Raw genomic sequence first — 24,449 nt, 5'->3', positions numbered from 1 at the left:
CACGCTGCGCACCCTGACCTTCTGGAACCTGGGCAGCCTCAACGGCGCCAGTTACCCGCGCTTGTGGCCGTTGCTGATCGTGGCAGTGGGCGTGGCGTTGTGGCTGCCACGGCGCGCGGCGGCACTCAATGCGATGTTGCTCGGCGAATCGGAAGCCCGGCACCTGGGTTTCAATGTCGAGCGAATCAAACTCGAACTGGTGCTGTGCACGGCGCTGGGTGTGGGTGCCGCCGTGGCGGCGGCAGGCCTGATCGGTTTTATCGGCCTGGTGGTGCCGCACCTGATGCGCCTGCTGGTCGGCCCGGATCATCGGGTTTTGTTACCGGCCTCGTTGCTGGCCGGTGCCAGCCTGCTGTTGTTGGCCGATCTGGTCGCCCGACTGCTGCTGGCGCCAGCCGAATTGCCGATCGGTATCGTCACGGCGCTCATCGGCGCGCCCTTCTTCCTTTACCTGCTGGTGCGAGGGCGTGCCTGATGCTGCGGGCAAACAATTTGCTGGTCCGACGCGACAGCCGCACCGTGCTGGCCGACATCGATATCGACTTGCGTCCGGGTCAAGTACTTGGCGTATTGGGGCCTAACGGCGCGGGCAAAAGCACCCTGCTCGGCGCCCTTTGCGATGAGTTGCCGATCAGCGCAGGCACGGTCAGCCTTGACGGGCGCAAACTCGCTGACTGGCCGGGCCAGGAGCGGGCCAGACGCCTGGCCGTGTTGCCGCAGAGTTCGAGCCTGAACTTCGCTTTCTCGGTCAATGAAGTGGTGGGCATGGGCCGTCTGCCCCATGCCAGCGGACGTGTGCGCGATGCGCAAATTGTCGCCGAAGCCCTGAGTGCCGCCGACGCCTTGCACCTGGCCGGGCGCAGTTATCTGGCGTTGTCCGGTGGCGAGCGCCAGCGTGTGCATCTGGCACGGGTGCTCGCGCAACTGTGGCCGGGCGCCGAGGGGCAGATTCTGTTACTCGACGAGCCGACCTCGATGCTCGACCCGCTGCACCAGCACACCCTCCTGCAAGCGGTGCGCGATTTTGCCGGACGCGGTGCGGCGGTGCTGGTGATCCTGCACGATCTCAACCTGGCGGCACGTTATTGCGATCAATTGCTGCTGTTGCAAGACGGTCGTCCACACGCCTGCGGCCCACCGGATGAAGTATTGACCGCTCAAGCGCTGGAAGCGGTGTACGGGCTGCAAGTGCTGATTCACCGACACCCGGAACGCGGCCACCCTTTGATTATCGCGCGCTGATTCCCCGGCGTGCGAAAGGCCATGTCTGATGAGGAAAACCAATGCGCATTCTGCTGTTATGCCTGGTCAGTCTGCTGGCTGCCTGCCAATCCCATTCCGTCACTGCCCCACCCGCGCCGATCGCCCCGCAAGGTCGCGATCACGCTGACCACCGGGTGATCCGTGAACTCGCCACCGGCCGCACCCTCACCCCGCAAGCGCTGGTCGAACGCCTGGCGGCTGCGCCACGGGTGCTGGTCGGTGAGCAACACGACAATCCTGATCACCATGCCCTGCAACTGTGGCTGCTGCGCCAACTGGCGGCGCGGCGTCCGCAAGGCAGTCTGCTGATGGAAATGCTCAACCCCGATCAACAGGCGAAAGTCGACGCCGCGCAGGCCGATACCCGCGCCGGTCAGCCACCGGCCAATGTCTATCAGGCGCTCTCCTGGCAAGCCAATTGGGATTGGAGTGTTTACGGTGCCGTGGTGACTTACGCCCTAAGCCAGCCCTACCCGCTGCTGTCGGCCAACCTCGACCGGGCGCAGATCATGCAGATTTACCAACAGCGACCGACGCTCAGCGGCGAAGCGTCCACCACGCAACAGGTACAAGCGACTTTGCTGGAGGACATCCGGGAATCCCATTGCGGCCTTCTGCCCGAATCACAGATGCCGGCAATGCTGGCGGTACAGCAACAGCGTGACCGTCACATGGCAGAACGCCTGTCAACGGCACCGACGCCTGCACTGTTACTGGCCGGCGCGTTTCATGTGCGCAAGGATCTCGGTGTGCCACTGCACCTCAAAGACCTCGGTGCCGGCAAAGGTAACGCGGTGCTGGTGCTGGCCGAAGCAGGCAAGACCGTGACAGCAGAAAGCGCGGATTATGTGTGGTACACCGCCGCGCAACCGGAGCAGGATCACTGCGCGAGCTTGCGTGGCGGCACGTCATCGACAATGCAGCGATAACGTGCCGCGTAAAGTTGTGGAGAGTTTGATTAGTCCATCACCTGGAAGGATCTTTTCGGCCGTGCGCCAGGAAAACCTCACAGGCCCAACCGAAACTGCTTCGGCGTAATCCCGAACCGCTTGCGAAACGCCCGAATGAAATTACTCGGTTGCCGATACCCAAGCCGTTCGGCAATCCGCTCGATGGGCTGGTCCCCCGCCGTCAGCCAATGCCGCGCCAACTCCAGACTGTCACCGCGAACGTGCTGTGAAGCTTCAGTCTGCCAGTGGCGCAACATGCTCTGATGCAAAAACGGATTAGCCCCCAGCAATGGTTCATCGAGACTGGCCAGCGGCAGGCTCAGGCACGGATGAGGTCCGCGCTTCACGTCAACCCCGACACCGCGCAACCACTCGCCAGCCGCCTGCTCGGACGTCAGGGTCACTGCGCAAAAAACCTCACCCGGTGCCCGCCCCAGTCGTCGGGCGATGTTGCGCACCAGGCTCAACGTCGCCGCATCCAGCCCAAAAAAATGTGGTAGCCGGTAAACGCTGCGCAAGTGCAGGTGGGCCTGCCCATCGACTTGCTCAAGTTGCGCCTGAACATAATTGGTCACTCGGGGCAGAAACTCGGTGAAGCACAGCAGACTGGCGCGCAGGGTCGCGGCGGAATCGAGCAGAATGTTCAAGCCTTGCAGGGTGGTGGTGGCCATGCCGTTAACCAGTTCACAGCCGAATGTTGCGCTTGCACCCAGCCGCTCGCATTCACTCCACAACTCCTCGACCAGGTGCGCCGGCACCTGTGAACCTTGCCCGTCCAGTAACGAAAGGCAGATACCGGCCCGCTTGAGCAACTGATCACGACACAGCCCTGACTGCTGGGCGTGGCTGAGGATGGTGCGGGTGAAGGCGCTGGAAATGAACGGTTGACTGGTCATGGCACGCTACAACGAAAGACAGGCGTGTACTTATGCCAGCCTCTGTGATATCGATCCAATGCATTAAAAGTATCTACGCAATGCAGGAGACGCATGATGGATCTACGCCAGCTTCGCCATCTGGTTGCACTGGCCGACTACCGCAGCTTTGGTCGCGCAGCCGAGGCGATCAACCTTAGCCAGCCGGCCTTCAGTCGCAGCATCCAGACCCTCGAACGGGACCTCGATTGCCTGTTGGTGGAACGCAGCAGTCGCGAATTCCGTCTGACCGGTCAAGGCGAATTGGTGCTGCAACATGCTCGCCGCTTGCTCGCCGGCAGTCAGGCCTTGCACAACGAACTTACCCAGTACAACGGCCTGACCGGCGGCGAGTTGCGTTTCGGTTGCGGCCCCTATCCGGCTCAATTATTGGTACCCGAAGCCCTGGCAGAATTTATCCAGGCCCATCCGGCGATCCGCATCAGCTTCCATCAGGGCGATTGGCAACAACTGGCGTTGTGGTTGCGTGAGCAACAGATCGAATTCCTGGTGGCCGATGCGCGCTATTTCACCGGTGATCCGCAATACCACGTGCAACTGTTGCGACCGCGGCGCGGGCGTTTTTTCTGTCGTATCGGTCATCCCCTGGCCAAGCGCAAAAACCTGTCCTTGCGCGCCCTGCTCGATTACGCCGTCGTGGGCACCCGCATTCCGCCGATGATCCGCAAAATCCTCGCCGACGCCCAGGGCGAGCCGGACTTCAATCCCACTGTCGAATGCGCTCAATTCGATGCCATCTGCCGCGTGGTGAGACGCTCCGATGCGGTAGGCATCGCTACCATGGAAGCGCTCGCCGAACAGGTCGAACAAGGGTTGATACAGCTTCTGGAATTTGTCGATGCGCCCAGTGATGACCCTGGTCTGCTTCTGCATTACGGCATCGTCAGTCGCGTCGGCTATTCCCTGACACCCGCAGCGCTGGCAATGATGGAGGCGATAGTGCGGGTCGATGAGCGTTTGCTGGCAGCGACCTCGATGTAAACCCGGTGGGGGCCAGCAGGCTGACTCCTAGGATTTCGGGGCGCGGCATCAGGCCCGGCGTGCCAATGCTTGCACCGAACGAGGTTCACCCAGAGCCCGCAGCAGGCAATGCATCGCTTCCTCACGACTGCGCTCGAAGCGATAGCGCGCTTCGATGTACAGCGCCAGTTTCAACTCCACCGGCTCCTCAAACGGCAACGGCACATGTTGCAACCCCAATGCACCGGCAACCCGGCTCGGCAGGCTCATGCCGAACGGATGCCGGTCGGCCATCACCTTCGCCGCCAGCGTGCTTTGGGTGCTTACCGCCAGTGTACGGCGCAACCCCTTCAGGCCGAGTTGCAAATCCACCGGGCTGAGCCCGTCGCGGCGGCTGGAAATCTGGATCTGCGGTTGCTGCAAATAGGCTTGCAAGGTACTCGGCGGCTCCTTCAACGCGGCGCCGTAAGCGAACACATAGCGATCGGCGGGCAATACCTGTTTATGCAAGCCGGCCAACCCGGCCAGGGGTTGGTCGAGGTCGATCAGGATGTCCAGTTTGCCGCTCGACAGTTCCTGCAAGGCATCGCGTCGACGTGGCTGGAAGTAGCGGACCTGCCAGTCGGCGTGGGGCGATTCGAGCAAGGCATCGAGCAAAACCGGTTGCAGGCAATCCAGGCAACTGATGCGCAACAGCGGATTGTTCTGCCGTGCGGCGGGAATCATCCGCAAGCCGTCGCGCAGGGATTCCAATGCAGCGCGCACGTAATCGGCCAGGCGATGGGCGACCAGCGTCGGGGTCACGCCCAGGCGACTCTTGATGAACAGCGGGTCGCCGCATAACTCGCGCAGGCGGCGCAATGCGTTGCTCATGGCCGGTTGCGACAGGCACATCACTTCGGCGGCGCGGGTGACACTGCGCTGCTGGTAGATTGCATCGAAGGCGAGCAGCAGGTTCAGGTCGAGCTGGCGTAAATCAAGCATGGTCTTGCTCCGGCAAATCGCTTAACGTCGCGCAGCCTAACCAGTGTTTCGCCAGACGCCGTGAGCCCTACATGACAAAAAGCGATCAGGCATCGTGCAAGCAACCTTTGCCCAATGCGTTCTATGCCCCGACCTTGCTGCCGGCCATCGAGGAGTTGCTGGCCCGCGGGGTTGCCCGCGACCGTATCGAAGCGCTGTTCCGGCGCAGCCTGTTCGAGTTGCGCACGCCGTTCATGCGCGTGCCACTCTTCCTGTCGCGGCGTTTCTGGGCGTTTGCGCAAGAACAGACCGGCGACCCGTTGATCGGTCTGGCGGCAGGCCGGCGCTTTGTTTCCACCGCCACCAATGGTCTGACCTATCTGTTCGACGTGGCCGCGACGCTGGACAGCGCGTGCCAGTATTTCGTGCGCTTCTTCCCGTTTTTCAATGGGCACTTCGAGGCACGGATTGTGCGCGGCGAACACGATGTACAGCTGCAATTGCTCGAACGTGGCAGCGTCAGGATCAGTGCGCCGAGCGCCGATTACATCCTCATCAGCCTGTGCAGCATGCTGCGGCGCAAATTTTTGGCCAGCGGCCTTGAACGCGACCCGATCCTTGGCGTCGATCTGGCGTGTGCCTGCACGAACAGCCCTGAACTGCATGAGCAGGCGTTCCGCGTACCGGTAGGCTGGGGGGCACCACAGCATGGGATCCGTCTCGATTCCGAGCTGTTCGTCACGGCGCTGACACCTGGCAATCATGAACTGGAAAACACCCTGATCGATTTGCTGGAGCAAACCCGTCGCAACAGCGAACCGACCTTGCTGGAGCAAGTGAGCGATCACCTGATCGCCGACCTCGCCAATGCCAACTGGCAACAGTTCTGCAGTGCTCGGCATTTGCTTGAGCGCACGGCGGCACGACGCTTGAAGGCGTTGGGCTGGAGTTTTTCAGAATTGCTGGATGAGTATCGCCGCTGCCGGGCCGAGGACTATTTGCAGGGCGCGGACCTGGAACTGGTGGAGATTTCCGACCGACTCGGTTACAGCGATGTGCAGAGTTTCAACCGTGCCTGTCTGCGCTGGTTCGGGTGTGCGCCGGGGGTGTATCGGGCCAAGTGGGCGCAGCCGTCAGTTCTGGGTTGAATGAACTGGCCCCATCGCGAGCAGGCTCGCTCCCACAGGGTTATCGGGTGTACACAACACCTGAGTTAAACCCGAAGGGCAAGCCCGCGATGAGGCCAGACCAAACACTACAAATCCTACTGCCCCACCGCCAAGCTGGTAGCCGCCTGCTCCGGCGTCACAATGCTGTTCAGATCGATATGCTTCCACTCGGGCTTGGCCCCCAGCCGCGCATTGAACCGATAGTTGAACGTGAACTCATCGCCGGTCGCCACGCTCAGCGGCTTGCCATACACCGCCTCGACGCCCGCCAGGTCGTAGCCCATCAACTGCAACAAGGTCGGGAAAATGTTGTAGTGACTCGAACGATCCTTGTTGGCGGCCAGTTGCACCTGCCAATCGAGGGTTTTCAAACCGCTGCCCTGGATCACCACCAGCGGAACCAGCCCTTCCTCTTCCACCGGGTCGCCACCGCAATGGGTGTTCAAGCCGGGATTGCCCCGTTCATGCAAATCCTGTCCGTGATCGGAGGTGTAGATCAGCAGCGCGTTGTTCAAGTTGGCCTGGGCAAACACCCGTGAGAAAAACTCGCCGACGTTCCACAACAAGGTGTTTTTGTAAGCATTGCGATACAGCAACCAGTCATCCGGCTGGCCGTTAAAGCCATTGCGTTCACCGGTGTCGGCCACTTCGGTGAACTGTCCGCGAGGCAATGTCGGGCGGTAGGCCATGTACGCGTCCGGGTATTTATCGTGCACCGGGAAATGCGCGCCGACCTTGTTCATCACCACCAATTGCGGCTTGTCGTCGTTGAGCAGTTCGATCAGTTTCGCCGCTGCGGCCATGTCGCGCTCGCGCACACTGGTCTGGTCGAATTGCACGAATTCATCGATGTCTTTTTTCTCGGTATCGTTCATCAGATTCTGCAGATTGCCGCCGGTGCGCTGGGCGTCGATGTAGACCGTACGCAAACCAGCGTTTTTCGCGTACTGCCAAATAGACGGCTGCGTGCTGTTGATGCGCATGTAATCGGCGCGGGTCCCGCCATAACGCAAGGTGATGTTGGTGTCGGCGCTGCAGTTGGCGATCGCGGCTGCGTAGCCGTAGTTGAAGATGTCGACCCCGGGGCGCGGCTGCTTGAGATTGCTGTGCACGCCGAATGGCGCGTTGATGTCCAGGTAATTGCCGGAAATGCTCTCGTCGATGATCAGCACAATGTCGTGGTTCACCGCTTGATCGACGCGCGCCAGGCTCACCGGTTCGCGCGGGCCAACGGTGTTGTGCAGGGATTCATAGGCAAACAGGTTCAAGTAAGCCAGTGGCGTGTACATCTGTGGCAGACCCCGTGCGCCCTCGCCCGCGCGCACGAACAGCACCGCGCTGAGCAGCAGCACCCCCATCAACGGTGCCGCCACCAACACCGTCCCGGGAACAGGCCAGCGCCGACGTGGCTTCAAACCGATACCGAGCAGCAGCGGCAAACCACCCAGCACACCACTGATGATCGCATCGCGGTACTGGATGAGCGCTTCCTGGATAAAACCACCGGAATACACCATCGAGACAAAGCTGCTGTATGTCAGGTAATCCGCAGTGACCTGCGTATACACATCAAAGAATAGCGCCGAGGCAAAGAGGCCGAGAGCGAACAAATATCGAATAATTGTTTGTCGAATATAAGCCGACATGAACAGTGCAACTGTCAATACAACGAACATTCCCGCGAACAGAACTAATGGATAACTGATTCCGATCGCACTGATACGCCCAAAGTAATAGTCGTAATGGGTGATCAAATAGACAGCTATGAGTAGTTCTTTGAGATATCGAATCATTGTCTTTCCGGTCTGCATTCACGCCGAAGGTCAATAAGTAGTCGGCCATTTTTTGACACTAGCACCGGGCCATCAAAGCGCAAGAAATGACGTAAAAGAGATGAAAGCGTCAAAAAAAAATCGTCTCAAATCTGACACACTCAAGTGCCTACAAGCCTTGTAATTCAAGCCTTACGACCGTTTATCGCTTTCCTTGAATTAGTTTCCGTCGCTCAAATTCGCGGTAAACCCAACTGCCACAAGCCTTTGATGGCAATTGGCCCCCCAAAACTGGGGATGTCTTACTCTTTTAACATGTCATTTTGCTGACACGCTTTTCCAAGGCTGGGCTATACCCCTTTTGACAGTCTCATTTCTGATCTTTCCACCGTCTTACGAGGCACGCCAATATGGACGTGAGCGTATTTGGTACGGGCTATGTTGGCCTGATACAAGCAGCGGCACTGGCCGATGTCGGACATCGCGTCTTATGTGTCGACATTGATCCCAATAAGATCAAGCAACTTCAACAAGCCGTACCGCCGATCAGTGAACCGGGACTTTCCGGAACGCTGGAAGAAAACATCAAGGCCGGCCGGTTGCTGTTCTCCACCCAGGCCAGCGACGCGGTCGAGCACGCCGAGCTGATCTTCATCGCCGTCGGCACGCCCGCCGATGAAGACGGTTCCGCCGACCTCAGCCATGTGCTGAACGTGGCCCGGCAGATTGCCAACCACATGGAAGCTGACCGCACCCTGATCATCAAGTCCACGGTGCCGGTCGGCACCGCTGACCAGGTCGCTGCCACTGCCCGCACTGAACTGCAACGCAGGGACAAGGGCGCGCTGACGGTGCGGGTGGTTTCCAACCCCGAGTTTCTCAAGGAAGGCAGTGCGTTGGCCGACTGCATGCGTCCGGACCGGATTATCGTCGGCACCGACGATGACGAGGCCCGCAATCAGATGAGCGAGCTGTACGCGCCCTTCTGCCGCAATCGTGAAAAGCTGATGTTCATGGACAACCGCAGTGCCGAACTGACCAAGTACGCGGCCAACGCAATGCTCGCCACCCGCATCAGTTTCATGAACGAACTGGCCAACCTCACCGAATTGCTCGGCGCCGACATCGAAGCGGTGCGCAAGGGTATCGGTTCGGACCCACGCATCGGCTACCACTTCATTTATCCCGGTTGCGGCTTCGGCGGTTCGTGCTTCCCCAAGGATTTGCGCGCCCTGCTGCATACCGCCGAACACAATGGCATGCCGCTGCGACTGTTGCGCAGCGTCACCGACGTCAATGACAGCCAGCGGCACATTCTGTTCGGCAAACTCAAGGCGCAGTTCCCGCAGGGGCTGGCCGGCAAGTCCATCGCGATCTGGGGCCTGGCGTTCAAACCCAATACCGATGACATGCGCGAAGCACCGAGCCGCTATCTGATGGAAGCCTTGTGGGCCGAAGGCGCCAGCGTGCAGGCCTATGATCCGGAAGCCATGTCCGAATGCCGGCGCATTTATGGCTATCGCAACGACCTGCACCTGTGTGCTACCCGCGACGACACTCTGGAAGATGCCGATGCGCTGGTGATCTGCACCGAGTGGAAGAACTTCCGTGTGGTCGACTTCGACCTGTTGGCGAGCAAGCTGCGTTCGCGGGTGATCATCGACGGACGCAATCTGTATAACCCCGAACACGTCGCGGCGGCCGGCCTGCACTACAGCGGTATCGGCCTGCGTCACGTCGTACCCGAGGCGCCGCGTCCATGAAGATTCTCGTGACCGGAGCCGCCGGCTTCATTGGTGCCCATTGTGTGTTGCGGCTATTGCGCGACGGGCATCAGGTATCCGGGCTCGATAACTTCAACGATTACTACGACCCGCAACTCAAGCACGACCGCGTGCACTGGGTGCAGGAGCAGGTCGGCCCTTTCCAGCTCTCTACGGTTGACCTGGCCGATGTCGCGGCCATCGAGTCATTGTTCGCCGAGGAACAACCCGAGGTGGTGATTCACCTCGCGGCCCAGGCCGGCGTGCGCTACTCGCTGGAAAATCCGCGGGCCTACCTCGACAGCAATCTGAACGGTTTCCTCAATATTCTCGAAAGCTGCCGCCGGCACCCGGTCAAGCATTTGATCTACGCCTCATCCAGCTCGGTGTACGGCGCCAACCAGCACACGCCGTATTCGGTGCAGGACGGCGTCAATCACCCACTGTCGCTGTACGCCGCGACCAAGAAAGCCAACGAACTGATGGCCCACAGTTACAGCCATCTGTTCGGCATTCCCTGCACCGGTCTGCGCTTCTTCACCGTGTACGGTCCCTGGGGTCGGCCGGACATGTCGCCGATTCAGTTCGCCCAGGCGATTGCCCAAGGGCAACCCTTGAAGCTGTTCAACTACGGCGAGCATCAGCGCGATTTCACCTACATCGACGACATCATCGAAAGCATCGCCCGGCTGATCGACCGCGCACCGCAAGCCAACGCCGCCTGGGACCGCGAACAACCGGACCCGGCCAGCAGCATGGCGCCATGGCGGATCTACAACATCGGCGGCCAGCACCCGGTGGAGCTCAAGGACTACCTGGCATTGCTGGAAAAACACCTGGGGCAAAAAGCCCTGGTCGAGTTGCTGCCACTGCAGCCCGGCGATGTTCTCAACACCTGCGCCGACGCCAGCGACCTGGCCCGCGCCACCGGTTTCCAGCCCCGTATCGAGCTGGATGAGGGACTCGGGCGTTTCATCGCCTGGTTTCGCGACTACTACCCACTGCCTGTTGCCCCTGCGCCGCTCGCGGCTGAATTCCAGCGGAGGAATGCTCAATGACTGGACATGAACAAGGAGTACCGCTCCAACAGATGCGCCGTGACAAGCGCCTTGACCCCGAGCACCGGATGCGCCTCGACGCGGCTATTCACATGCAGGGTCGAGGTTGGGTGACGGGGCGTGACGGTGGTCGGCCATGGACGTTGTCGCGTACCAACCGGGTGTTCGCCTGTTTCGGCGCGTTGGTGATCCTGGTGCTGATCTCGCCAATGCTGTTGGTGTTGGCGCTCGCCATCAAGCTCACCAGCCCCGGGCCGGTGATGTTCGTGCAAAAACGCACCGGTTACCGCGGCCGTCTGTTTGGCATGTACAAATTTCGCACCATGGTCGCCAATGCCGAGGAGCTCAAAGAGTCGCTGCGCCACCTGAACAAACACGGTGCCGACGCCATCGACTTCAAGATCGACAAGGACCCGCGGATCACCGGCATCGGTGGTTTCCTGCGCCGTACCAGCCTCGACGAACTGCCAAACCTGATCAATGTGGTGACCGGCGACATGCGCCTGGTAGGCCCACGGCCAACCTCGTTCAACGCCTATCGCTACAAGGACAATCATCTCGCGCGCCTGAGCATCTACCCCGGCATGACCGGTCTGTGGCAGATCTCCGGGCGCAGCAATATCGACTTCGACCAGCGCGTTGAGTTGGATCTCAGCTATATCGCCGAGCAGAGCCTGCTGCTTGATCTGAAGATTCTGTTGAAAACCCCCTTCAAAGTATTCAGCGGCCACGGAGCAAGCTAATGGACGGTTCAACTGCTAAAAGCCTCAGCATCGCCAACCCCAGCGAGTCCAACCTGACGTCGGCCGTGCTGGATCAGGATCTGCGCATCCTGCTCCTGACCGCGGCCAACCCCGGTGCGGGCACCACCACCAGTGCCCTGGCGCTGGCCAGCCAACTGGCGCAAATGAGCAGCGGCCAAGTGCTGCTGGTCGACGCCAGCCAGTCCGCGACCAACCTCACCCAACAACTGGGGCTGAGCAAGGAGCGCGGCTTTCGCGACCTGCTCTTCAACGAGCAAAGTCCGCCGCTGTTGCAGGACTGTGTGGTCAACGTGTCGAGCCTGCCCTTCCACGTGCTGCCGTTCGGGCGCTTCGCCCGGGGCAGTGAACACCTGACACCGGAGCGCCTGAGCCCGTTGCTCGATCAGCTCGGCAGTCAGTACCGCTTCGTGGTGATCGACGGTGACGCGGTGTATTCGGCCGCCGACACGCTGGTCATCAGTACCCAGGTGGACGGCGTGATCATGGTCGTGCGCTCGGAAGATACACGCTGGGAAGTGGCGCAGGCGGCGGTTCAACGCCTGACCCAGGCCGGGGCGAAACTGGTCGGCAGTGTGTTCAACCGACGCAAGTACTACATGCCCAAGTGGCTGTACAAAAACCTGTAAGCCCTCGCAAAAAGGATGACGCCATGAACGCCAAGATGCTTGTCCTGCTGTTGCTGCCGCTTGCAGGTTGCTCCAGCACTTCCGAAACCCAGAACATGCCGGTCAATATTCTTACCGCCTCACCGGCCAACGCCCAGGCCACCGACATGCCCAAGATCGAACAGACCTTGCGCCCACAGGACGTGCTGGACGTGATCTTCCACATCAGCACCAGCGGCTCGGATGCCTACCGCATTCAGTCCGGTGACCAGATCGGTCTTAACTTCACCGCTGCCAGTCAGCTCAACGGCAATCAACTGGTGCTGCCCGATGGCACCATCGAACTGCCGGGCGCCAACACCTCGGTGAAAATCGCCGGGCTTTCGTCCGAAGAAGCACGCCAGGAAATCCAGCGTGCCTACCAGCGCAAACAACTGTTCCAGCCCAACCGCAACCAACTGACCGTGCAGGTCATCAGCCCGCTGAGCAACGAGTCGAACCTCAAGAGCGCGCTGAACCACCCGGCCACCGGCATGAGCCGCGAGATCACCGTGGGTACCGACGGTTATGCGAGTTTCCCGGAAATCGGCGCGGTGCCACTGCAAGGCATGACCGTCAACCAACTGGAAGACTTCCTCAACAAGAGGTACGCACAACTGCCGGGCCGGATGACGGTCGACGTGCTGCTCAAGTCCACCGCAGGTAACGAAATCTATGTGCTCGGTGAAGTCGGCCAGCCAGGTTCCTACCCGATCCGCCGTCCGGTCTCGGTGCTTGAAGCCCTGACCCTGGCCCGTGGTTCGAACGTCAAGGCGCGCCTCGATTCGGTGGTGATCATGCGTCGCAACGGCAATCAGGTCCAGGCCCGCCGTTACGACGTGGAAAAAGCCCTGTCCGGCGATGCCTCACAGATCGCCTACCTGCAACCGGACGACATGCTCTATGTGCCCAAGACCAAACTGGCGAGCGCCGGTGAGCTCGCACGGCAACTGGCGGACGTGGTGCTGTTCCAGGGTGTGGGCTTCAGCTTCGGCTACCGCGTCGACAACAAAGACAGTGACAGCAACTAACTCTCAGGTGACCCGACATGAATCCAAAGGAAAACTACCTGCACGAGTTCTTCAGGATCTTCTTCGCCAACAAACAACTGGTGAAGCGCGTATTCCTGGTCTTTGCAGTGATCGCACTGGTACTGCCGCTGTTGCTCAAACAGAGCTTCGATATCACCGCCCAGGTGATCGTGCAGTCGAAAAAACTTTCCCAGGGTGACGCCACCACGTCGCTGACCCAGGAAAACGCGCAATTCATCCCACCGTCACTGGCCGACATGGAAACCGAGAGCAATATCCTGCGCTCGCCGGCCCTGATCCGTCAGACCATCAGCGAGTTGCGCGACAAGGGTGAATACACCCCGCCTCCGGGCATGCTCAATAAACTGTTGGCGCAACCGTTCAAGAAATATGTCAGCACGCCGCTGCGTGAAAACGTGGTCAACCCGCTGAAGTCGGCGCTGGGCATGGAAACCGATCCGGTGCGCGACACCGCACTCGATTCCCTGACCCAAGAGGCTATCGATAGTCTGAAGATCGAAACCCTGCCGGGCTCCAACGTGATCTCGATCATCTACAGCTTTCCTGACCCGACCCAGGGCACCAAGTTTGTCGCGACGCTGCTGCAAAACTACCTGGTGAGCCGTCAGGCCTTGCAATCGATCGACCTGCCACAGAGCTTCTACGAAACCAAGAAGACCCAATACCAGGTGCGCCTCAACGGTTTGGAAGACGAGCGGCAGACCTTGCTCGGCGCGGTCGGCTCGTCCGATCCCAAGGAAGAGATCACCTTCCGCCTCAACGCTATCAACACCGAAGAGCAAGCGCTCAACCTGTACCGCGATCGCCTGCTGCAAAGCCAACGCTGGCTCGACTACCTGAAAACCAGCCTGGCCGCCGCCAAGGACTCCAAGCTCAACGACTACACCTTCCCCTACACCTTCACCACCACCGTGGACAACGTGGCGTTCGAGGATCGCGAGATCAAGCAGATGGGTGAGGCGCTGACCAGCCAGGTCAGCCGCTACATGAACGACCTGGCGATCTTCCAGCCCGGCAGTGAACCGATGCTGCTGACCCGCGAGCAAATCGCCCGCACCCGCCAGCAGTTCCTCAAGGTGGTGAGCAACCGGATTCAGGAACGTACCAACGACCTGGCGATTGTCAGCTCGGTGATCGACCAGAAAACCGCACGCATTGCCGAGTTCAAGAACCGCATCCGCCAGTTGCAGGAAACCCAGAGCAAGTTGCGGCAGAAGGACACCGAGATCGACGCTCTGCACGCGGCCTTCTCCACCTACGCCCAGCGCTTTGCCGAGAGCAGCACTGCTCGTTCGCTGGACAACGACCTGTCCAACGCCCGAGTGCTCAGCCCACCGTTCGAACCGACCGAGGCGGCGTTCCCCAAGCCGCTGCTGATCATTCCGTTCGGCTTGTTCACCGGGCTGTTGCTGGCGATTGCCTTCGTCTACGTACGTGAGTTCTTCGATCATCGCTTCAAGCATCCAGCGCAGATCACCCACGAACTGGGCCTGCCGGTACTGCTGGTGATCAACGATCAGAACGTGGAGCCAGGCAATCCGCACAGAAACTGGAGCGTACCGAGCTTCGTCCATTGGGTGCGCAATTGAACATGTCCCTGCCCTCTGACCACAGCAAGCCATCATTGCCGATCATTCATTTGCTCAGCAGTGGCGGCTTCTATGGGGCCGAGCGCATGCTGCTCGATCATTGCCTGGCGACGCCGGGGCAACACCAGGTGCTGTTTCTCGATGCACCGTACGAGTTGCTTGCCCGGTTTCGCGAGGCGGGGGTCGACTGCCGCGGTTGCACCGGTCTTGGGGCGTTGCTTGCGCATTTGCGTGAGCGACGGACCGAGCGGCCGCTGATCAACACGCACAATTTCAAGGGTCTGTTGTACGGTTGGGTGGGCGCAACCTTGTTGCGCCTGCCGCTGGTGATCACTCAGCACGGCTTCACTCCGCGCAGTCGCAAGCAGAAGTTCTACACCTGGCTGAGCCTGCAACTGTGCCGGACCGCGTCGGTCAATCGCGTGGTCTGTGTCGCCGAAAGCATTGCCGCACTGCACCGTCAGGCCAGTGTCTGTGCCGAGAAGCTGCAAGTGATCCCCAACGGCTTGCCCGCCGCCAAGGATCTGCAACCGCACAACGCCCAACGGCCACGCTGGCTGGCCGGTTACGTCGGCCGGCTGAGCAGTGAAAAAGGCCCGGACCTGTTCCTCGATGCGCTGATTCCGCTGTGCCAGCAGTACCCGCAACTGGACGCCGTGATGCTCGGCGACGGCCCGGAACGGGACTGCCTGTTGGCGCGCATCAACGAGGCGGGTTTGCAGGAGCGCATCACGCTGCCGGGGTACCAGAACGACATGCGTGCGTGGTGGCGACAACTCGATGCGCTGGTCATCAGCTCGCGCACCGAGGGCACGCCAATGATTCTGCTCGAAGCCATGCAAGCCGGGGTGCCGGTGGTTGCGTTTGGTGTCGGCGGGATTCCCGATGTGCTGGAAGACCGGCACAACGGCCTGCTGGCAACACCCGCCGACAGTGCCGCCCTCGCCCGGCAGATCGGTACCCTGCTGCGTGACCCGGCACTGGCCCGCAAGCTGCTCGACAACGCACGACGCACACAATTGGATCGCTACGACCTCAAGGCCTTGGCCGAACGCTGGTCGCAGCTTTATATCCGTACTGCACGGGAGGCACGCGCGTGATTTTTCCACTCTCGATCGTCAGTTTTTTCGGTCTGGTCTGCCTCGCTTTGCTGGCCAGCCCTTATCCATTTCTGGCGCCGGGAGCGGTGTTGGGCCTGGTGGGCGTTGCCGTGCTGTTCCGCAAGCCCGCCTGGGGCCTGTTGGGCATTGCGGCGCTGGTGCCGCTCGAAGGTTTCTTCAAGGACAGCGCGTTGTCCGGCACCAAGCTGATCGGCGCGTCGCTGGCGCTGATCCTGATGTTGCAACTGGCCTTGCACCACATTCCATCCGAGCGCTTGCGCAGCAACATCTGGCGCTTGCTGATCGGCTTCATGGCGCTGTATCTGCTGAGTATGCTGACCACCGATGACCTGGGCATGTCGCTGGGGCACCTGCGGGAAATCAGCGTCGGGCTCATTCTGTTCGTGATCACGCTGTTGATCGGCCGTGAATTGAATCTGGATCTGTTCGCCAGGCTGGTGACCCTCAGTGTCACCCTCACCTGCGCGCTGGCGATGTTTTCCAGCAAGTATCAGGATCAGGGCCGCGCCGCCGGTCTGCTGGAAGACCCGAACGCCTTTGCGATGTTGATCGCGTTTGCCGTGCCGCTGGCCTTGTTGCTGATGATCCGCAGCCCGCAAATGTTGCAACGACTGTTCTGGCTGGGTTGCTTTATCTTGCTGCTGGGCGGCATGACCAAGACCGAGTCCCGTTCAGGCCTGGTGGTGTTGTTTCTCAGCCTGATGATCGGTGCGTGGCACTATCGTGCGCAGCTGCCACGCATTCGCCCGCGTCACCTGGGTTTTGCCATGCTGGGGCTGGCCATCGTGATTCCGTTGGCCATCTACGCGATGCCCGCCGGTTATGTCGCGCGCATCCAGTCTCTGAGCATCCTCAGTTCCGGGGCCAAGGCGCAGGACGAATCTCTCGGGCGCCGCGCCTCGTACATCGTCGTCGGCAGCCAGATGATCCGCGAAAATCCGTTGCTGGGTACCGGCCCCGGAACCTTCCCGCTGCACTACGCCACCACCGGTTACGCCAAGGCGTTCTCCGCCAACCGCAAAGTCGGCGACCTGTACCGCCGTGCCCACAACACCTATCTGGAGATCTTCAGTGAATTGGGGATTCCCGCCGGCCTGTTGTTCGTCGGCATGCTCGCCCTCGGGTTCTACAACTTGATGCGCGCCCGTCGCGCCTGGATGCAGCGGCGCAACTGGCAGCAGGCCGACCTGATGACCCACCTGGGCATGAGTTTCCTGTCATTGACGCTGTTCTTGATGTTCCTCAGTGCCCCGAATCAAAAGTACGTCTGGATCATGCTTGCCCTGACCAGCGTCCTGCGTCTGAAAGCCGAAGAAAGTCCAATCCTGGAGGCCAAGGCATGAGCCGCATCAGTATCGTCATCCCGATGTACAACGAAGCACGGCACATCGCCCGGACCCTGCTGGCAGCGCAAAGTGCCGCCAACGTTGCAGACCTGGAATGCGAGTTGATCGTGGTCGACAACGGCTCACAGGATCAGGGTCCGGAGATCGCCCGGCAGTTCGGCGCACACGTGCTGGTCGTTCCGGGTGTGCTGATCGGTGCCCTGCGCAACCGCGGCACAGAGGTGGCCACGGGGGAATGGCTGGCCTTCCTCGATGCCGATATCGAAATGCCTGAAGACTGGCTCACCCATCTGCTGAAACTCGAGGACGCCGGTGTCGCCGACGTGTTTAGCCTGGACTTGCACACCCCGGCGCAGGCGCCCTGGTACGCCACCGCCTGGCAACGGCGCACCCTGCGTCCTTCGCGCCATACCGTGCAATCGGTGGACTGGCTGACCAGCGCCAACCTGCTGATGCGCCGCGAGTGGTTCGACAAGGTCGGCGGCTTCAACGAGACCCTGCGCACGGGCGAGGACAAGGACTTCACCTTGCGTCAGGCCGCCCAGGGCGCGCGGCTGATATCGATCAACGAAAACGTCGCGCTGCACTGGGGTTACGAAATGAACTGGCGCGAATGGATGGGCAAGGAAATGTGGCGCCAGGGCAGCCATCTGCAACTGCTGCGCACCCACGGCCTGAGCCTGCGTCTGCTGCGCTTCCCACTGCTGTCGCTGGGTGCCTGGCTACTGGACTTTTTGGCGATATCCGCCTTGCTCGACGGCTTTCCTCACCATGCATTGATCATGGTGCTGCTGACCACAGTACCCGCGCTGGTACTGAGTGTGCGTCAGACCGTGAAACACCGTAATCCGTGCCTGACGGTGCAACTGTGGGGCCTGCACTGGGTGCGCCTGCACCTGGCCGGCGCCGCGTTCATTCTCAGTCTTTGTCATTGGAATGCCAGGAGGCCCGCCCGTGGCTGAATTCATTTTCTGGTTGTGCCTGTTGTTGCCGGTCTACGCCTACCTCGGTTACCCATTGCTGCTGACCCTGCTCGCGCCGCTCTTCGCCGCACGCCGGCATGGTCCGGCGGCGCCAATGGACGTGAGCATCGTGATTGCCGCGCACAACGAGGCGCGGCACATCGAAGAAAAACTGCGCACCGTGCTGGCCCAGGATTATCAGGCGCGTTCGCTGCAAATCATTCTGGCCAGCGATGGTTCCACCGACGACACCGTTGCCTGCGCGCGCAAGGTCGCCGATCCGCGTATTACCGTGCTCGACCTGCCCCGCCAGGGCAAGGCCGCGACGCTCAATGCCGGCGCAGCGCTGAGCCGTGGCGAGATTCTGGTGTTCACCGATGCCGACAATCAATGGTCCCACGACACGCTGGGCCACTTGCTCGCACCACTGGCCGACCCTCAGGTAGGCGCGTGTGCCGGGCACATGCTGATCCCCGTGACCGGCAAAGGCCTGAGCATCGGCGACAGTCTGTATCGTCATTACGAAGGCTGGCTGCGCTACGTGGAAAACCGTACCGGTTGCATGGTCTCCGCTGACGGCGCCCTGCTCGCGCTGCGTCGTGAGTTGTTCCAGAACGTGCCGGCGGAGGTCAATGACGACTTCTTTATCAGCACCTGCGCGCCGGTGGCGTTCAAGCGGATCATCTACGTGCCCGAAGCCCGGGTGATCGACACCGGCGTCGATGAGGCGGACAAGCAATTCCGCCGTCGCCAGCGGGTCACCGTGGGTGGATTGCAGAGCCTGGCCCAGCGTCGCGAACTGCTCAACCCGCTGAAGCATGGCTTGTATGCGATTGCCCTGATCAGCCACAAATTGATACGCCGCCTGGCGCCGATCCTGTTGTTGCCACTGCTGTTGAGCAATTTCTGGCTGTGGGACGACCACGTTTTCTATCGTTGGACCCTGGTTGCGCAATTGCTCGGATACACCGCGGCCATCATCGGCTTGCTCGACTCGCAGCATCGCTTGCCCAAACCCTTTCGCCTCGCCGCATTCCTCCTGGTGACCCTTGCCGGGATGAGCATCGGTCTGTGGCAGTTCCTGCGCGGTCAGCGTTATGCGCAATGGAACCCCGAGCAAAATCGATGAGAGGCACGTGCCATGGCGATCAAACAATTACTAAAACGCACCAGCGGCTGGCTCTACCTCAACTCCTCGGTGGGGCGCCAGCAATTGCAGGGTGCCGGCGTGATCCTGATGCTGCATCGGGTGCTGGCCAACGACAGCGCCGCCAACCTGCCCCACCGCAATGAACTGTGCGTCGGGCCGCAGGCTTTCGAGCACCTGCTGGCCTGGCTGAAAAAACACTTCGATTGCGTGCCGTTGATGGAAATCCTGCAACCCGGCAGCCTGCGGTCCGAGCGGCCGAGAGTGGCGCTGACCTTCGATGACGGCTGGCGCGACAACGCGGTGAACGCGTTCCCGCTGCTGCACAAATACCAAGTGCCAGCGAGTATCTTCCTGTCCACGGACTTCATCGGCAGCCGCCAGCGTTTCTGGTGGGAAAGCATCGGCGAAACCCTGTGGAACAGCCACGGTGAAAAAGCCCGCATGCACCTGATCGAATGTTTGCAGCAACTGGGTCGGCCACTGCCGGAGCTGTGTGATGACCCGGACGTGCAACGGCGCAGCCTGGCATTGCTGCACTTTCTGCAGAACCTGAAAACCCTGTCTCCTCGCGACCTCAATCGCCTGACCGACGAGTGCCCGCAAGAGTCGTTGCCGCAAGCGCTCGACTGGCAACAGGTGCGTTCGCTGGAAGCCAGCGGCCTGATCCGTTTCGGTCCCCATGGCGCCAGTCACGCGATCCTCACCGGCCTCGACGACCAAACCCTGGACGAAGAACTGACCCGCAGTCGCCAGGCATTGCTCAACGGCTGCAACCGGCCGTTGCCGGTCTACTGCTATCCCAACGGCGACAACGACGAGCGGGTGAGGCAACACGTGGCCGACCATGACTTCCCGTTTGCCCTGGGCACCGGCACCGGAATCTACCGGGGCGTCAGCAATCCGCTGGCCCTGCCGCGTTTCGGCGTCAGTCAGCGCACCGCGCGCAACCCGGATTTGTTGTCCTGGCGCATTTACCGTGGGGCTCGCCCATGAGTCGCAGCCATTATCTCAAACACCTGGCGCTGAGCATGGGCACCAAACTGGCGATGATCGGTTTGCGCCTGCTGCGCAATGTGTTGCTGGCGCGGATTCTCGGGCCGAGCGAACGCGGCCTGTTCGCCTTGCTCAGCACCCTGCCGGACCTGATCAGCGCCGCCACCAGTGGTGGGCTGAATTCGGCGGTGGGTTACCAGGCGGCCAAGCAACGGCCGATGGGCTTGTTGCTCAGCCAGGTATTGGTGTTCGGTTGTCTGCTCGCCGGTTTGTTGACCTTGCTGGTGGTGGCGCTGACCCGTGAGTTCGGCAGCGAACTGGACATCACCACGCAACTCGGCCTGCTGGCCTGGCTGTTGCTGCTGGCGGTGCCGCTGACCGTGCTCAAGAGCGGGCTGCTGACGTTGCACAACGCCTCGGGCGGCGTGGTGGCGTTCAACGTCCTGCGCCTGATCGAGTCGCTGGCACCGCTGCTGCTGTTTCTGGGGTTGTTCTGGATGTGGAAAAGCGCCGCACTGGAAGCGGCGCTGATCAGTTGGCTGGCGGGCATCAGCCTGGTGGTGCTGGTGGGCTGGCTGTGGCTCAAGCGCAATCAACCGCTGACCCTGCAATGGGACCGCGCCAGCCAGAACGAACTGCTGCGCTTCAGCGCCCGCAGCCATCCGGACCTGCTGTTCCAGCAAGTGATTTTGCGCTCTGACTATTTGTTCATCGGCGCCTTGCTCGGCAGCACCGCGCTCGGTCATTACGCCATGGCCAGCGCCGCCGCCGAGTTGCTGCTGATCGTCCCGGAAGCGGTGACCACGCCGTTGATGAAACGCCTGCTGCAACAGGAAGAAGGCATTGAGAAAGTCACGCCCTTGGCCCTGCGCCTGACGGCCACGGTGATGCTCGGCGCATGCCTGACCATGGCGGTGATCGGCGAATGGCTGATCGTCACCCTGTTCGGCGTTGCCTATCAGCCGGCTTATCCCGCCTTGCTCGCGCTGCTGCCGGGGCTGCTGGGCTTGTGCTACGCGAGCATCCTGCGCCTGGATTTGCTGGGCAAGGATCGTCCCGGTTCGATTTCACTGCTGATGGGCCTCGGGGCATTGCTCAACCTGGCGTTGAACCTGGTGCTGATCCCCGCCTACGGCATCGTCGGCGCTGCCGCGGCGTCGTCCATCGCCTACCTGGCGGTGACCATCGCCTTGCTGGTGATGTATTGCCGCCTGAGCCATGTGCCGTTGTGGCAAGTTCTGATCATCCTGCCCAGCGACGTCGCCCCGATGCTGCAAATCCTGCAACGGAAGTCGGCATGAGATATTTTGCCCTGGCGGTGAGTCTGGGTCTGTCGCTCGACGCTTATGCCGGGCCGATGCGCTGGGCCGACATTCGTGACGGCAGCCTGTACCTGCAAGCAGATCGTCCCGATAACGTGACCGTGCGCTGGGTCCCGGCGTGGCAGGCGGATGCCAACGAAGAACGCCTTTACCTGCTCGATGGCAAAGGTCGTCTGGCGGGCGAGCGACTGATTGCCGCCACTGAAACCCGCGGCACCCAGAGCTGGCCGCTGTTGCCCGGTGCCAGCAGTTATCGACTGGAGATCCCCGGCTACAGCTTCCGTCGCTACAAAGTCGAACATGACGAGCGCACGGTGGCATTGTTCGCCCCGGCCAAAGTGCATTTCAGCGCCGAAACCCGCGATGGCGACGAGCTGTTTTTCAAGGTGGCGGCTGGCGAGCAAGCCGTGCTGGCAGGCAAGTTCCACGGCGGCGTCGGCGCTCTGCAAGCGCAACGTGTCGGCGACGGCAAACAATTGTCGCTGGCACTCAAACCCTACCGTGCCTACTGGCAATTCGATCAGGTCGCCTTGCCCGTGGCCGACACCGAACAGGTCTGGCGACTGCGCCTGCAAGGCAGCGGTAAGGCAGCGTTCTGGCTCGATGGTACGGCCAACCTGTTCGCGCAGAATCCGCAGCAGCTCAAACCGGTGCGTGAGGACGACGGTGAAACCCGGCTGACCGTGCACAAGGACGTACTCGGCAACACACCGAACCTGGGTATCGCCCTGCCCTACGTGATGCCGCCGCCTTCCAGTTATGCGGTGCTCGACGCCATCAAGCCCCAGGCCGGCGCTTACTACAGTTTCGTCGACATCACGGCCAAACAGCCGCATTACGAAGACGCCTTCCGCCGGCTGTATCAGGATCGCTTCGGCATTACCCAGGACATCACCCTGCTCGCCGGCAGTCAGCGCCAGGCCGATCTGCGCGCCGACACCACCAGCAACGCCGGCCTCGACGCCTGGCTCGCCGCGACCCGCGCCCTCGGCGGCAAAGGCACCCATTACATCGGTTTTGCCGATGAGCCGAACCTCAACTACCCGGACTACGCCAGCTACCAAAGCATTTTCACCAGCATGGCCCGCCAGGTGCGCAGCAATCCGGACAACGCCAAGGCTGGCGTGCGCATTGCCATGCCGGCCAGTTCGCGGCTGGTCAACGGCCCGTTCGCCGACAACGCCGCCGACAAGCGTGGTATCGACTGGGCCAGACGCCTGCTGAAGGAGTCCGGCGATCAGATCGATGCCCTGGCCTGGCACGAGTGGATGATTCGCGATCTGCTGGCCACCCGGGTTTATCGCGACAGCGTGCGTCGCGCCGCCGACCTTGTCGGGCTCAATGCCGACGGCCGGCCCCGCAAGGCCTTGCTGCTGGACCAGACCAACCTGTCCAGCGGATCAAGCCTGAGCCCTTATGATCAGGAAACCCACTTCACCTCGTTGTGGTGGACTTCAGTGGTGATCAACGCGTCCCAGGACGGTTTGCTGGAGATGCTCAACTGGTTCCAGGCCGCCGACGAGCCTGAATACCCCAAGGGCATGTTGCGCATGCTGGGCGACGACCATTTCGAACTCAAACCGGTCGCCCTCGCCCAGCAGTTCATCGGCCAGCATTGGCTGCAGCGTGTGGTGCGCCTGGAAAACAACGCTTTCGAGGTCGATGTGCTGGCCATGGCCGACGACCTCAAACGCAGCTTGCTAGGGGTCAACAAAGGCTCGCGCTTGCAGCATGTCAGCCTCAATGGCGCGGCATGCCCACTAGCCGCTGGCTCATTGCGCTACTTCGGCGCGGACAACCGCAGCCGCGACGCACCGTTCAAATGCACCGACGGTCGCGTGAGCTTCGAGCTGCCAGGGCAAACCCTTTTCACCTTGAGCTGGAACGCTTCATGACTGTCGCTCGATTGCCTGGCCGCGCCGGCATTTCGCCGTGCGCTGGTTTACTCCACTTGCGGGACTGTCCGCCAGGAGCCAAAAACATGAGTGCGTTGCAGAAACTCAGCCAACACATCAGACAAAAAGGCCTGCGTGCCACCCTTAAGAAAGTATGGAAACTCTTTGTGTTTTCCCATCAGGAACTGCTGTGGATGGAACGCGACCTGGTTAGCCCCATTCCACCTTACAAACTCAAATCCTATCCGCCGCTGCAAGTGGTCAGCATTACCCCGGAAAACGCCGTGGCATTCACCCGCTATTTCGGCGACCGCGTGGAAACCATGGCCGAGCTGGCCCGCGAAGGTCACACCGGGCAGATGCATCTGGATGAAAAGGGTGACGCCGTGGCGTTTATCTGGGGTGCCGTACGCAACTACCACGACCGCCACTACTACGGATGCTGGTTTCCGGTCAAAGAGGGCGAGTTCTTCGAATTTGGTGGTGAACTGAGCCGGGGCTACTGGGGTACGTCGCTGTCGATGGACCTGCAAACCGAGCTGTGGAAAGCCATGCATGCCCAAGGCTGCGACAAGGTGGTGGACGTGTGCGAGTGGAGCAACGTCCCGGCCCTGAAGCTGCACATTCGCACCGGCTACCAGGAACAGGGGCGCATCATGAACATTTATAAACTGTTTGGTCGCTGGCGTTTTTACCGTGAAACCCGCTACACCGGCTCGCGCCTGGATGCCTTGCGCAAACCGGAACGTTCACCTTCCCCTGCTTCGGTGGCCTGAGC

The 24,449-nt window shown here is 61.1% G+C and carries 22 protein-coding genes; 19 read left to right on the top strand and 3 right to left on the bottom strand.

The window, feature by feature from the left end; all coding sequences use genetic code 11:
• The 3 genes from D8U18_RS21465 to D8U18_RS21455 all read left to right on the top strand — a co-directional run.
• The coding region (locus D8U18_RS21465) for an iron ABC transporter permease (RefSeq protein ID WP_131108374.1) at positions 1-475 on the top strand (475 nt) is incomplete at its 5' end.
• Positions 475-1,242 (top strand): heme ABC transporter ATP-binding protein, encoded by a 768-nt coding sequence (locus tag D8U18_RS21460; RefSeq protein ID WP_131108373.1) that lies wholly within the window; start codon positions 475-477, stop codon positions 1,240-1,242. The genes D8U18_RS21465 and D8U18_RS21460, both read left to right, overlap by 1 nt.
• Before the next feature lie 41 nt (positions 1,243-1,283).
• Positions 1,284-2,192 (top strand): ChaN family lipoprotein, encoded by a 909-nt coding sequence (locus D8U18_RS21455; protein WP_131108372.1) that lies wholly within the window; start codon positions 1,284-1,286, stop codon positions 2,190-2,192.
• A gap of 77 nt (positions 2,193-2,269) precedes the next feature.
• Here D8U18_RS21455 and D8U18_RS21450 read toward each other — a convergent pair whose 3' ends face one another.
• Positions 2,270-3,109, bottom strand: a complete 840-nt coding sequence (locus D8U18_RS21450; protein WP_130906487.1) for an AraC family transcriptional regulator — start codon at positions 3,107-3,109, stop codon at positions 2,270-2,272.
• Between the two features lie 93 nt (positions 3,110-3,202).
• On the opposite strand from D8U18_RS21450, the gene D8U18_RS21445 reads away from it, so the two are divergent.
• Positions 3,203-4,129, top strand: coding sequence for a LysR family transcriptional regulator (locus D8U18_RS21445; protein WP_241664347.1), 927 nt, complete (start codon positions 3,203-3,205; stop codon positions 4,127-4,129).
• Positions 4,130-4,177: 48 nt separating this feature from the next.
• Here D8U18_RS21445 and D8U18_RS21440 read toward each other — a convergent pair whose 3' ends face one another.
• Complete coding sequence (locus D8U18_RS21440) at positions 4,178-5,092, bottom strand: LysR family transcriptional regulator (RefSeq protein ID WP_130905091.1); 915 nt, start codon at positions 5,090-5,092, stop codon at positions 4,178-4,180.
• 71 nt (positions 5,093-5,163) lie between these two features.
• Here D8U18_RS21440 and D8U18_RS21435 point away from each other — a divergent pair, with 71 nt between their 5' ends.
• Positions 5,164-6,219 (top strand): AraC family transcriptional regulator, encoded by a 1,056-nt coding sequence (locus D8U18_RS21435; protein ID WP_130905092.1) that lies wholly within the window; start codon positions 5,164-5,166, stop codon positions 6,217-6,219.
• 116 nt (positions 6,220-6,335) lie between these two features.
• Here D8U18_RS21435 and D8U18_RS21430 read toward each other — a convergent pair whose 3' ends face one another.
• Entirely contained in the window at positions 6,336-8,033 is a 1,698-nt protein-coding gene (locus tag D8U18_RS21430; RefSeq protein WP_131108371.1) for a sulfatase-like hydrolase/transferase, read from the bottom strand.
• Between the two features lie 389 nt (positions 8,034-8,422).
• Between D8U18_RS21430 and D8U18_RS21425 the strand changes: the two genes are divergently transcribed.
• The 14 genes from D8U18_RS21425 (at position 8,423) to D8U18_RS21360 (ending at position 24,447) form a co-directional block, all read left to right on the top strand.
• Positions 8,423-9,775 carry a UDP-glucose/GDP-mannose dehydrogenase family protein gene (locus tag D8U18_RS21425; RefSeq protein ID WP_056856839.1) on the top strand — a complete coding sequence of 451 codons (1,353 nt, stop codon included), beginning with the start codon at positions 8,423-8,425 and terminating at the stop codon, positions 9,773-9,775.
• On the top strand, positions 9,772-10,833 hold the full coding sequence (locus D8U18_RS21420; RefSeq protein ID WP_131108370.1) for an NAD-dependent epimerase: 1,062 nt from the start codon (positions 9,772-9,774) through the stop codon (positions 10,831-10,833). Before D8U18_RS21425 ends, D8U18_RS21420 begins: the two co-directional genes overlap by 4 nt.
• A complete protein-coding gene (locus D8U18_RS21415) occupies positions 10,830-11,576 on the top strand; it encodes a sugar transferase (protein WP_130905095.1) in 747 nt (248 codons plus the stop codon). The genes D8U18_RS21420 and D8U18_RS21415 overlap by 4 nt, the downstream gene beginning before the upstream one ends.
• Positions 11,576-12,223 (top strand): CpsD/CapB family tyrosine-protein kinase, encoded by a 648-nt coding sequence (locus tag D8U18_RS21410; protein ID WP_056856842.1) that lies wholly within the window; start codon positions 11,576-11,578, stop codon positions 12,221-12,223. Before D8U18_RS21415 ends, D8U18_RS21410 begins: the two co-directional genes overlap by 1 nt.
• A 23-nt stretch (positions 12,224-12,246) precedes the next feature.
• Positions 12,247-13,272 carry a polysaccharide biosynthesis/export family protein gene (locus D8U18_RS21405; protein WP_131108369.1) on the top strand — a complete coding sequence of 342 codons (1,026 nt, stop codon included), beginning with the start codon at positions 12,247-12,249 and terminating at the stop codon, positions 13,270-13,272.
• Between the two features lie 17 nt (positions 13,273-13,289).
• Entirely contained in the window at positions 13,290-14,882 is a 1,593-nt protein-coding gene (locus D8U18_RS21400; protein WP_056856844.1) for a Wzz/FepE/Etk N-terminal domain-containing protein, read from the top strand.
• Positions 14,883-14,884: 2 nt separating this feature from the next.
• A complete protein-coding gene (locus tag D8U18_RS21395; protein WP_131108368.1) occupies positions 14,885-15,982 on the top strand; it encodes a glycosyltransferase family 4 protein in 1,098 nt (365 codons plus the stop codon).
• Entirely contained in the window at positions 15,979-17,346 is a 1,368-nt protein-coding gene (locus D8U18_RS21390; RefSeq protein WP_056856845.1) for an O-antigen ligase family protein, read from the top strand. Before D8U18_RS21395 ends, D8U18_RS21390 begins: the two co-directional genes overlap by 4 nt.
• Positions 17,343-18,311 (top strand): glycosyltransferase, encoded by a 969-nt coding sequence (locus tag D8U18_RS21385; protein WP_131108367.1) that lies wholly within the window; start codon positions 17,343-17,345, stop codon positions 18,309-18,311. Before D8U18_RS21390 ends, D8U18_RS21385 begins: the two co-directional genes overlap by 4 nt.
• The gene (locus tag D8U18_RS21380; protein WP_056856847.1) at positions 18,304-19,440 is read left to right on the top strand and encodes a glycosyltransferase; all 1,137 of its coding nucleotides are present in this window, start codon (positions 18,304-18,306) and stop codon (positions 19,438-19,440) included. The genes D8U18_RS21385 and D8U18_RS21380 overlap by 8 nt, the downstream gene beginning before the upstream one ends.
• A gap of 12 nt (positions 19,441-19,452) precedes the next feature.
• Positions 19,453-20,454, top strand: coding sequence for a polysaccharide deacetylase family protein (locus D8U18_RS21375; protein WP_131108366.1), 1,002 nt, complete (start codon positions 19,453-19,455; stop codon positions 20,452-20,454).
• Complete coding sequence (locus D8U18_RS21370; RefSeq protein ID WP_130905100.1) at positions 20,451-21,755, top strand: oligosaccharide flippase family protein; 1,305 nt, start codon at positions 20,451-20,453, stop codon at positions 21,753-21,755. Before D8U18_RS21375 ends, D8U18_RS21370 begins: the two co-directional genes overlap by 4 nt.
• The gene (locus D8U18_RS21365) at positions 21,752-23,671 is read left to right on the top strand and encodes a hypothetical protein (RefSeq protein WP_131108365.1); all 1,920 of its coding nucleotides are present in this window, start codon (positions 21,752-21,754) and stop codon (positions 23,669-23,671) included. Before D8U18_RS21370 ends, D8U18_RS21365 begins: the two co-directional genes overlap by 4 nt.
• A gap of 86 nt (positions 23,672-23,757) precedes the next feature.
• Positions 23,758-24,447, top strand: coding sequence for an N-acetyltransferase (locus tag D8U18_RS21360; protein WP_131108364.1), 690 nt, complete (start codon positions 23,758-23,760; stop codon positions 24,445-24,447).
• Positions 24,448-24,449 lie beyond the last annotated feature (2 nt).

Origin of the sequence: Pseudomonas sp. Sample_10, from assembly GCF_004321495.1 — a bacterium.
Taxonomy (GTDB): Bacteria; Pseudomonadota; Gammaproteobacteria; order Pseudomonadales; family Pseudomonadaceae; genus Aquipseudomonas.
Note: the sequence above shows the minus strand (reverse complement) of the source record. Positions and strands in the feature narration are given on the sequence as shown.

Coding starts and splice junctions, on each gene's coding strand:
- D8U18_RS21450 (WP_130906487.1), bottom strand. CDS start 3,109: ATGACCAGTCAACCGTTCATTTCCAGCGCCTTCACCCGCACCATCCTC.
- D8U18_RS21360 (WP_131108364.1), top strand. CDS start 23,758: ATGAGTGCGTTGCAGAAACTCAGCCAACACATCAGACAAAAAGGCCTG.
- D8U18_RS21375 (WP_131108366.1), top strand. CDS start 19,453: ATGGCGATCAAACAATTACTAAAACGCACCAGCGGCTGGCTCTACCTC.
- D8U18_RS21430 (WP_131108371.1), bottom strand. CDS start 8,033: ATGATTCGATATCTCAAAGAACTACTCATAGCTGTCTATTTGATCACC.
- D8U18_RS21370 (WP_130905100.1), top strand. CDS start 20,451: ATGAGTCGCAGCCATTATCTCAAACACCTGGCGCTGAGCATGGGCACC.
- D8U18_RS21395 (WP_131108368.1), top strand. CDS start 14,885: ATGTCCCTGCCCTCTGACCACAGCAAGCCATCATTGCCGATCATTCAT.
- D8U18_RS21400 (WP_056856844.1), top strand. CDS start 13,290: ATGAATCCAAAGGAAAACTACCTGCACGAGTTCTTCAGGATCTTCTTC.
- D8U18_RS21365 (WP_131108365.1), top strand. CDS start 21,752: ATGAGATATTTTGCCCTGGCGGTGAGTCTGGGTCTGTCGCTCGACGCT.
- D8U18_RS21460 (WP_131108373.1), top strand. CDS start 475: ATGCTGCGGGCAAACAATTTGCTGGTCCGACGCGACAGCCGCACCGTG.
- D8U18_RS21405 (WP_131108369.1), top strand. CDS start 12,247: ATGAACGCCAAGATGCTTGTCCTGCTGTTGCTGCCGCTTGCAGGTTGC.
- D8U18_RS21445 (WP_241664347.1), top strand. CDS start 3,203: ATGATGGATCTACGCCAGCTTCGCCATCTGGTTGCACTGGCCGACTAC.
- D8U18_RS21415 (WP_130905095.1), top strand. CDS start 10,830: ATGACTGGACATGAACAAGGAGTACCGCTCCAACAGATGCGCCGTGAC.
- D8U18_RS21435 (WP_130905092.1), top strand. CDS start 5,164: ATGACAAAAAGCGATCAGGCATCGTGCAAGCAACCTTTGCCCAATGCG.
- D8U18_RS21420 (WP_131108370.1), top strand. CDS start 9,772: ATGAAGATTCTCGTGACCGGAGCCGCCGGCTTCATTGGTGCCCATTGT.
- D8U18_RS21440 (WP_130905091.1), bottom strand. CDS start 5,092: ATGCTTGATTTACGCCAGCTCGACCTGAACCTGCTGCTCGCCTTCGAT.
- D8U18_RS21455 (WP_131108372.1), top strand. CDS start 1,284: ATGCGCATTCTGCTGTTATGCCTGGTCAGTCTGCTGGCTGCCTGCCAA.
- D8U18_RS21410 (WP_056856842.1), top strand. CDS start 11,576: ATGGACGGTTCAACTGCTAAAAGCCTCAGCATCGCCAACCCCAGCGAG.
- D8U18_RS21385 (WP_131108367.1), top strand. CDS start 17,343: ATGAGCCGCATCAGTATCGTCATCCCGATGTACAACGAAGCACGGCAC.
- D8U18_RS21425 (WP_056856839.1), top strand. CDS start 8,423: ATGGACGTGAGCGTATTTGGTACGGGCTATGTTGGCCTGATACAAGCA.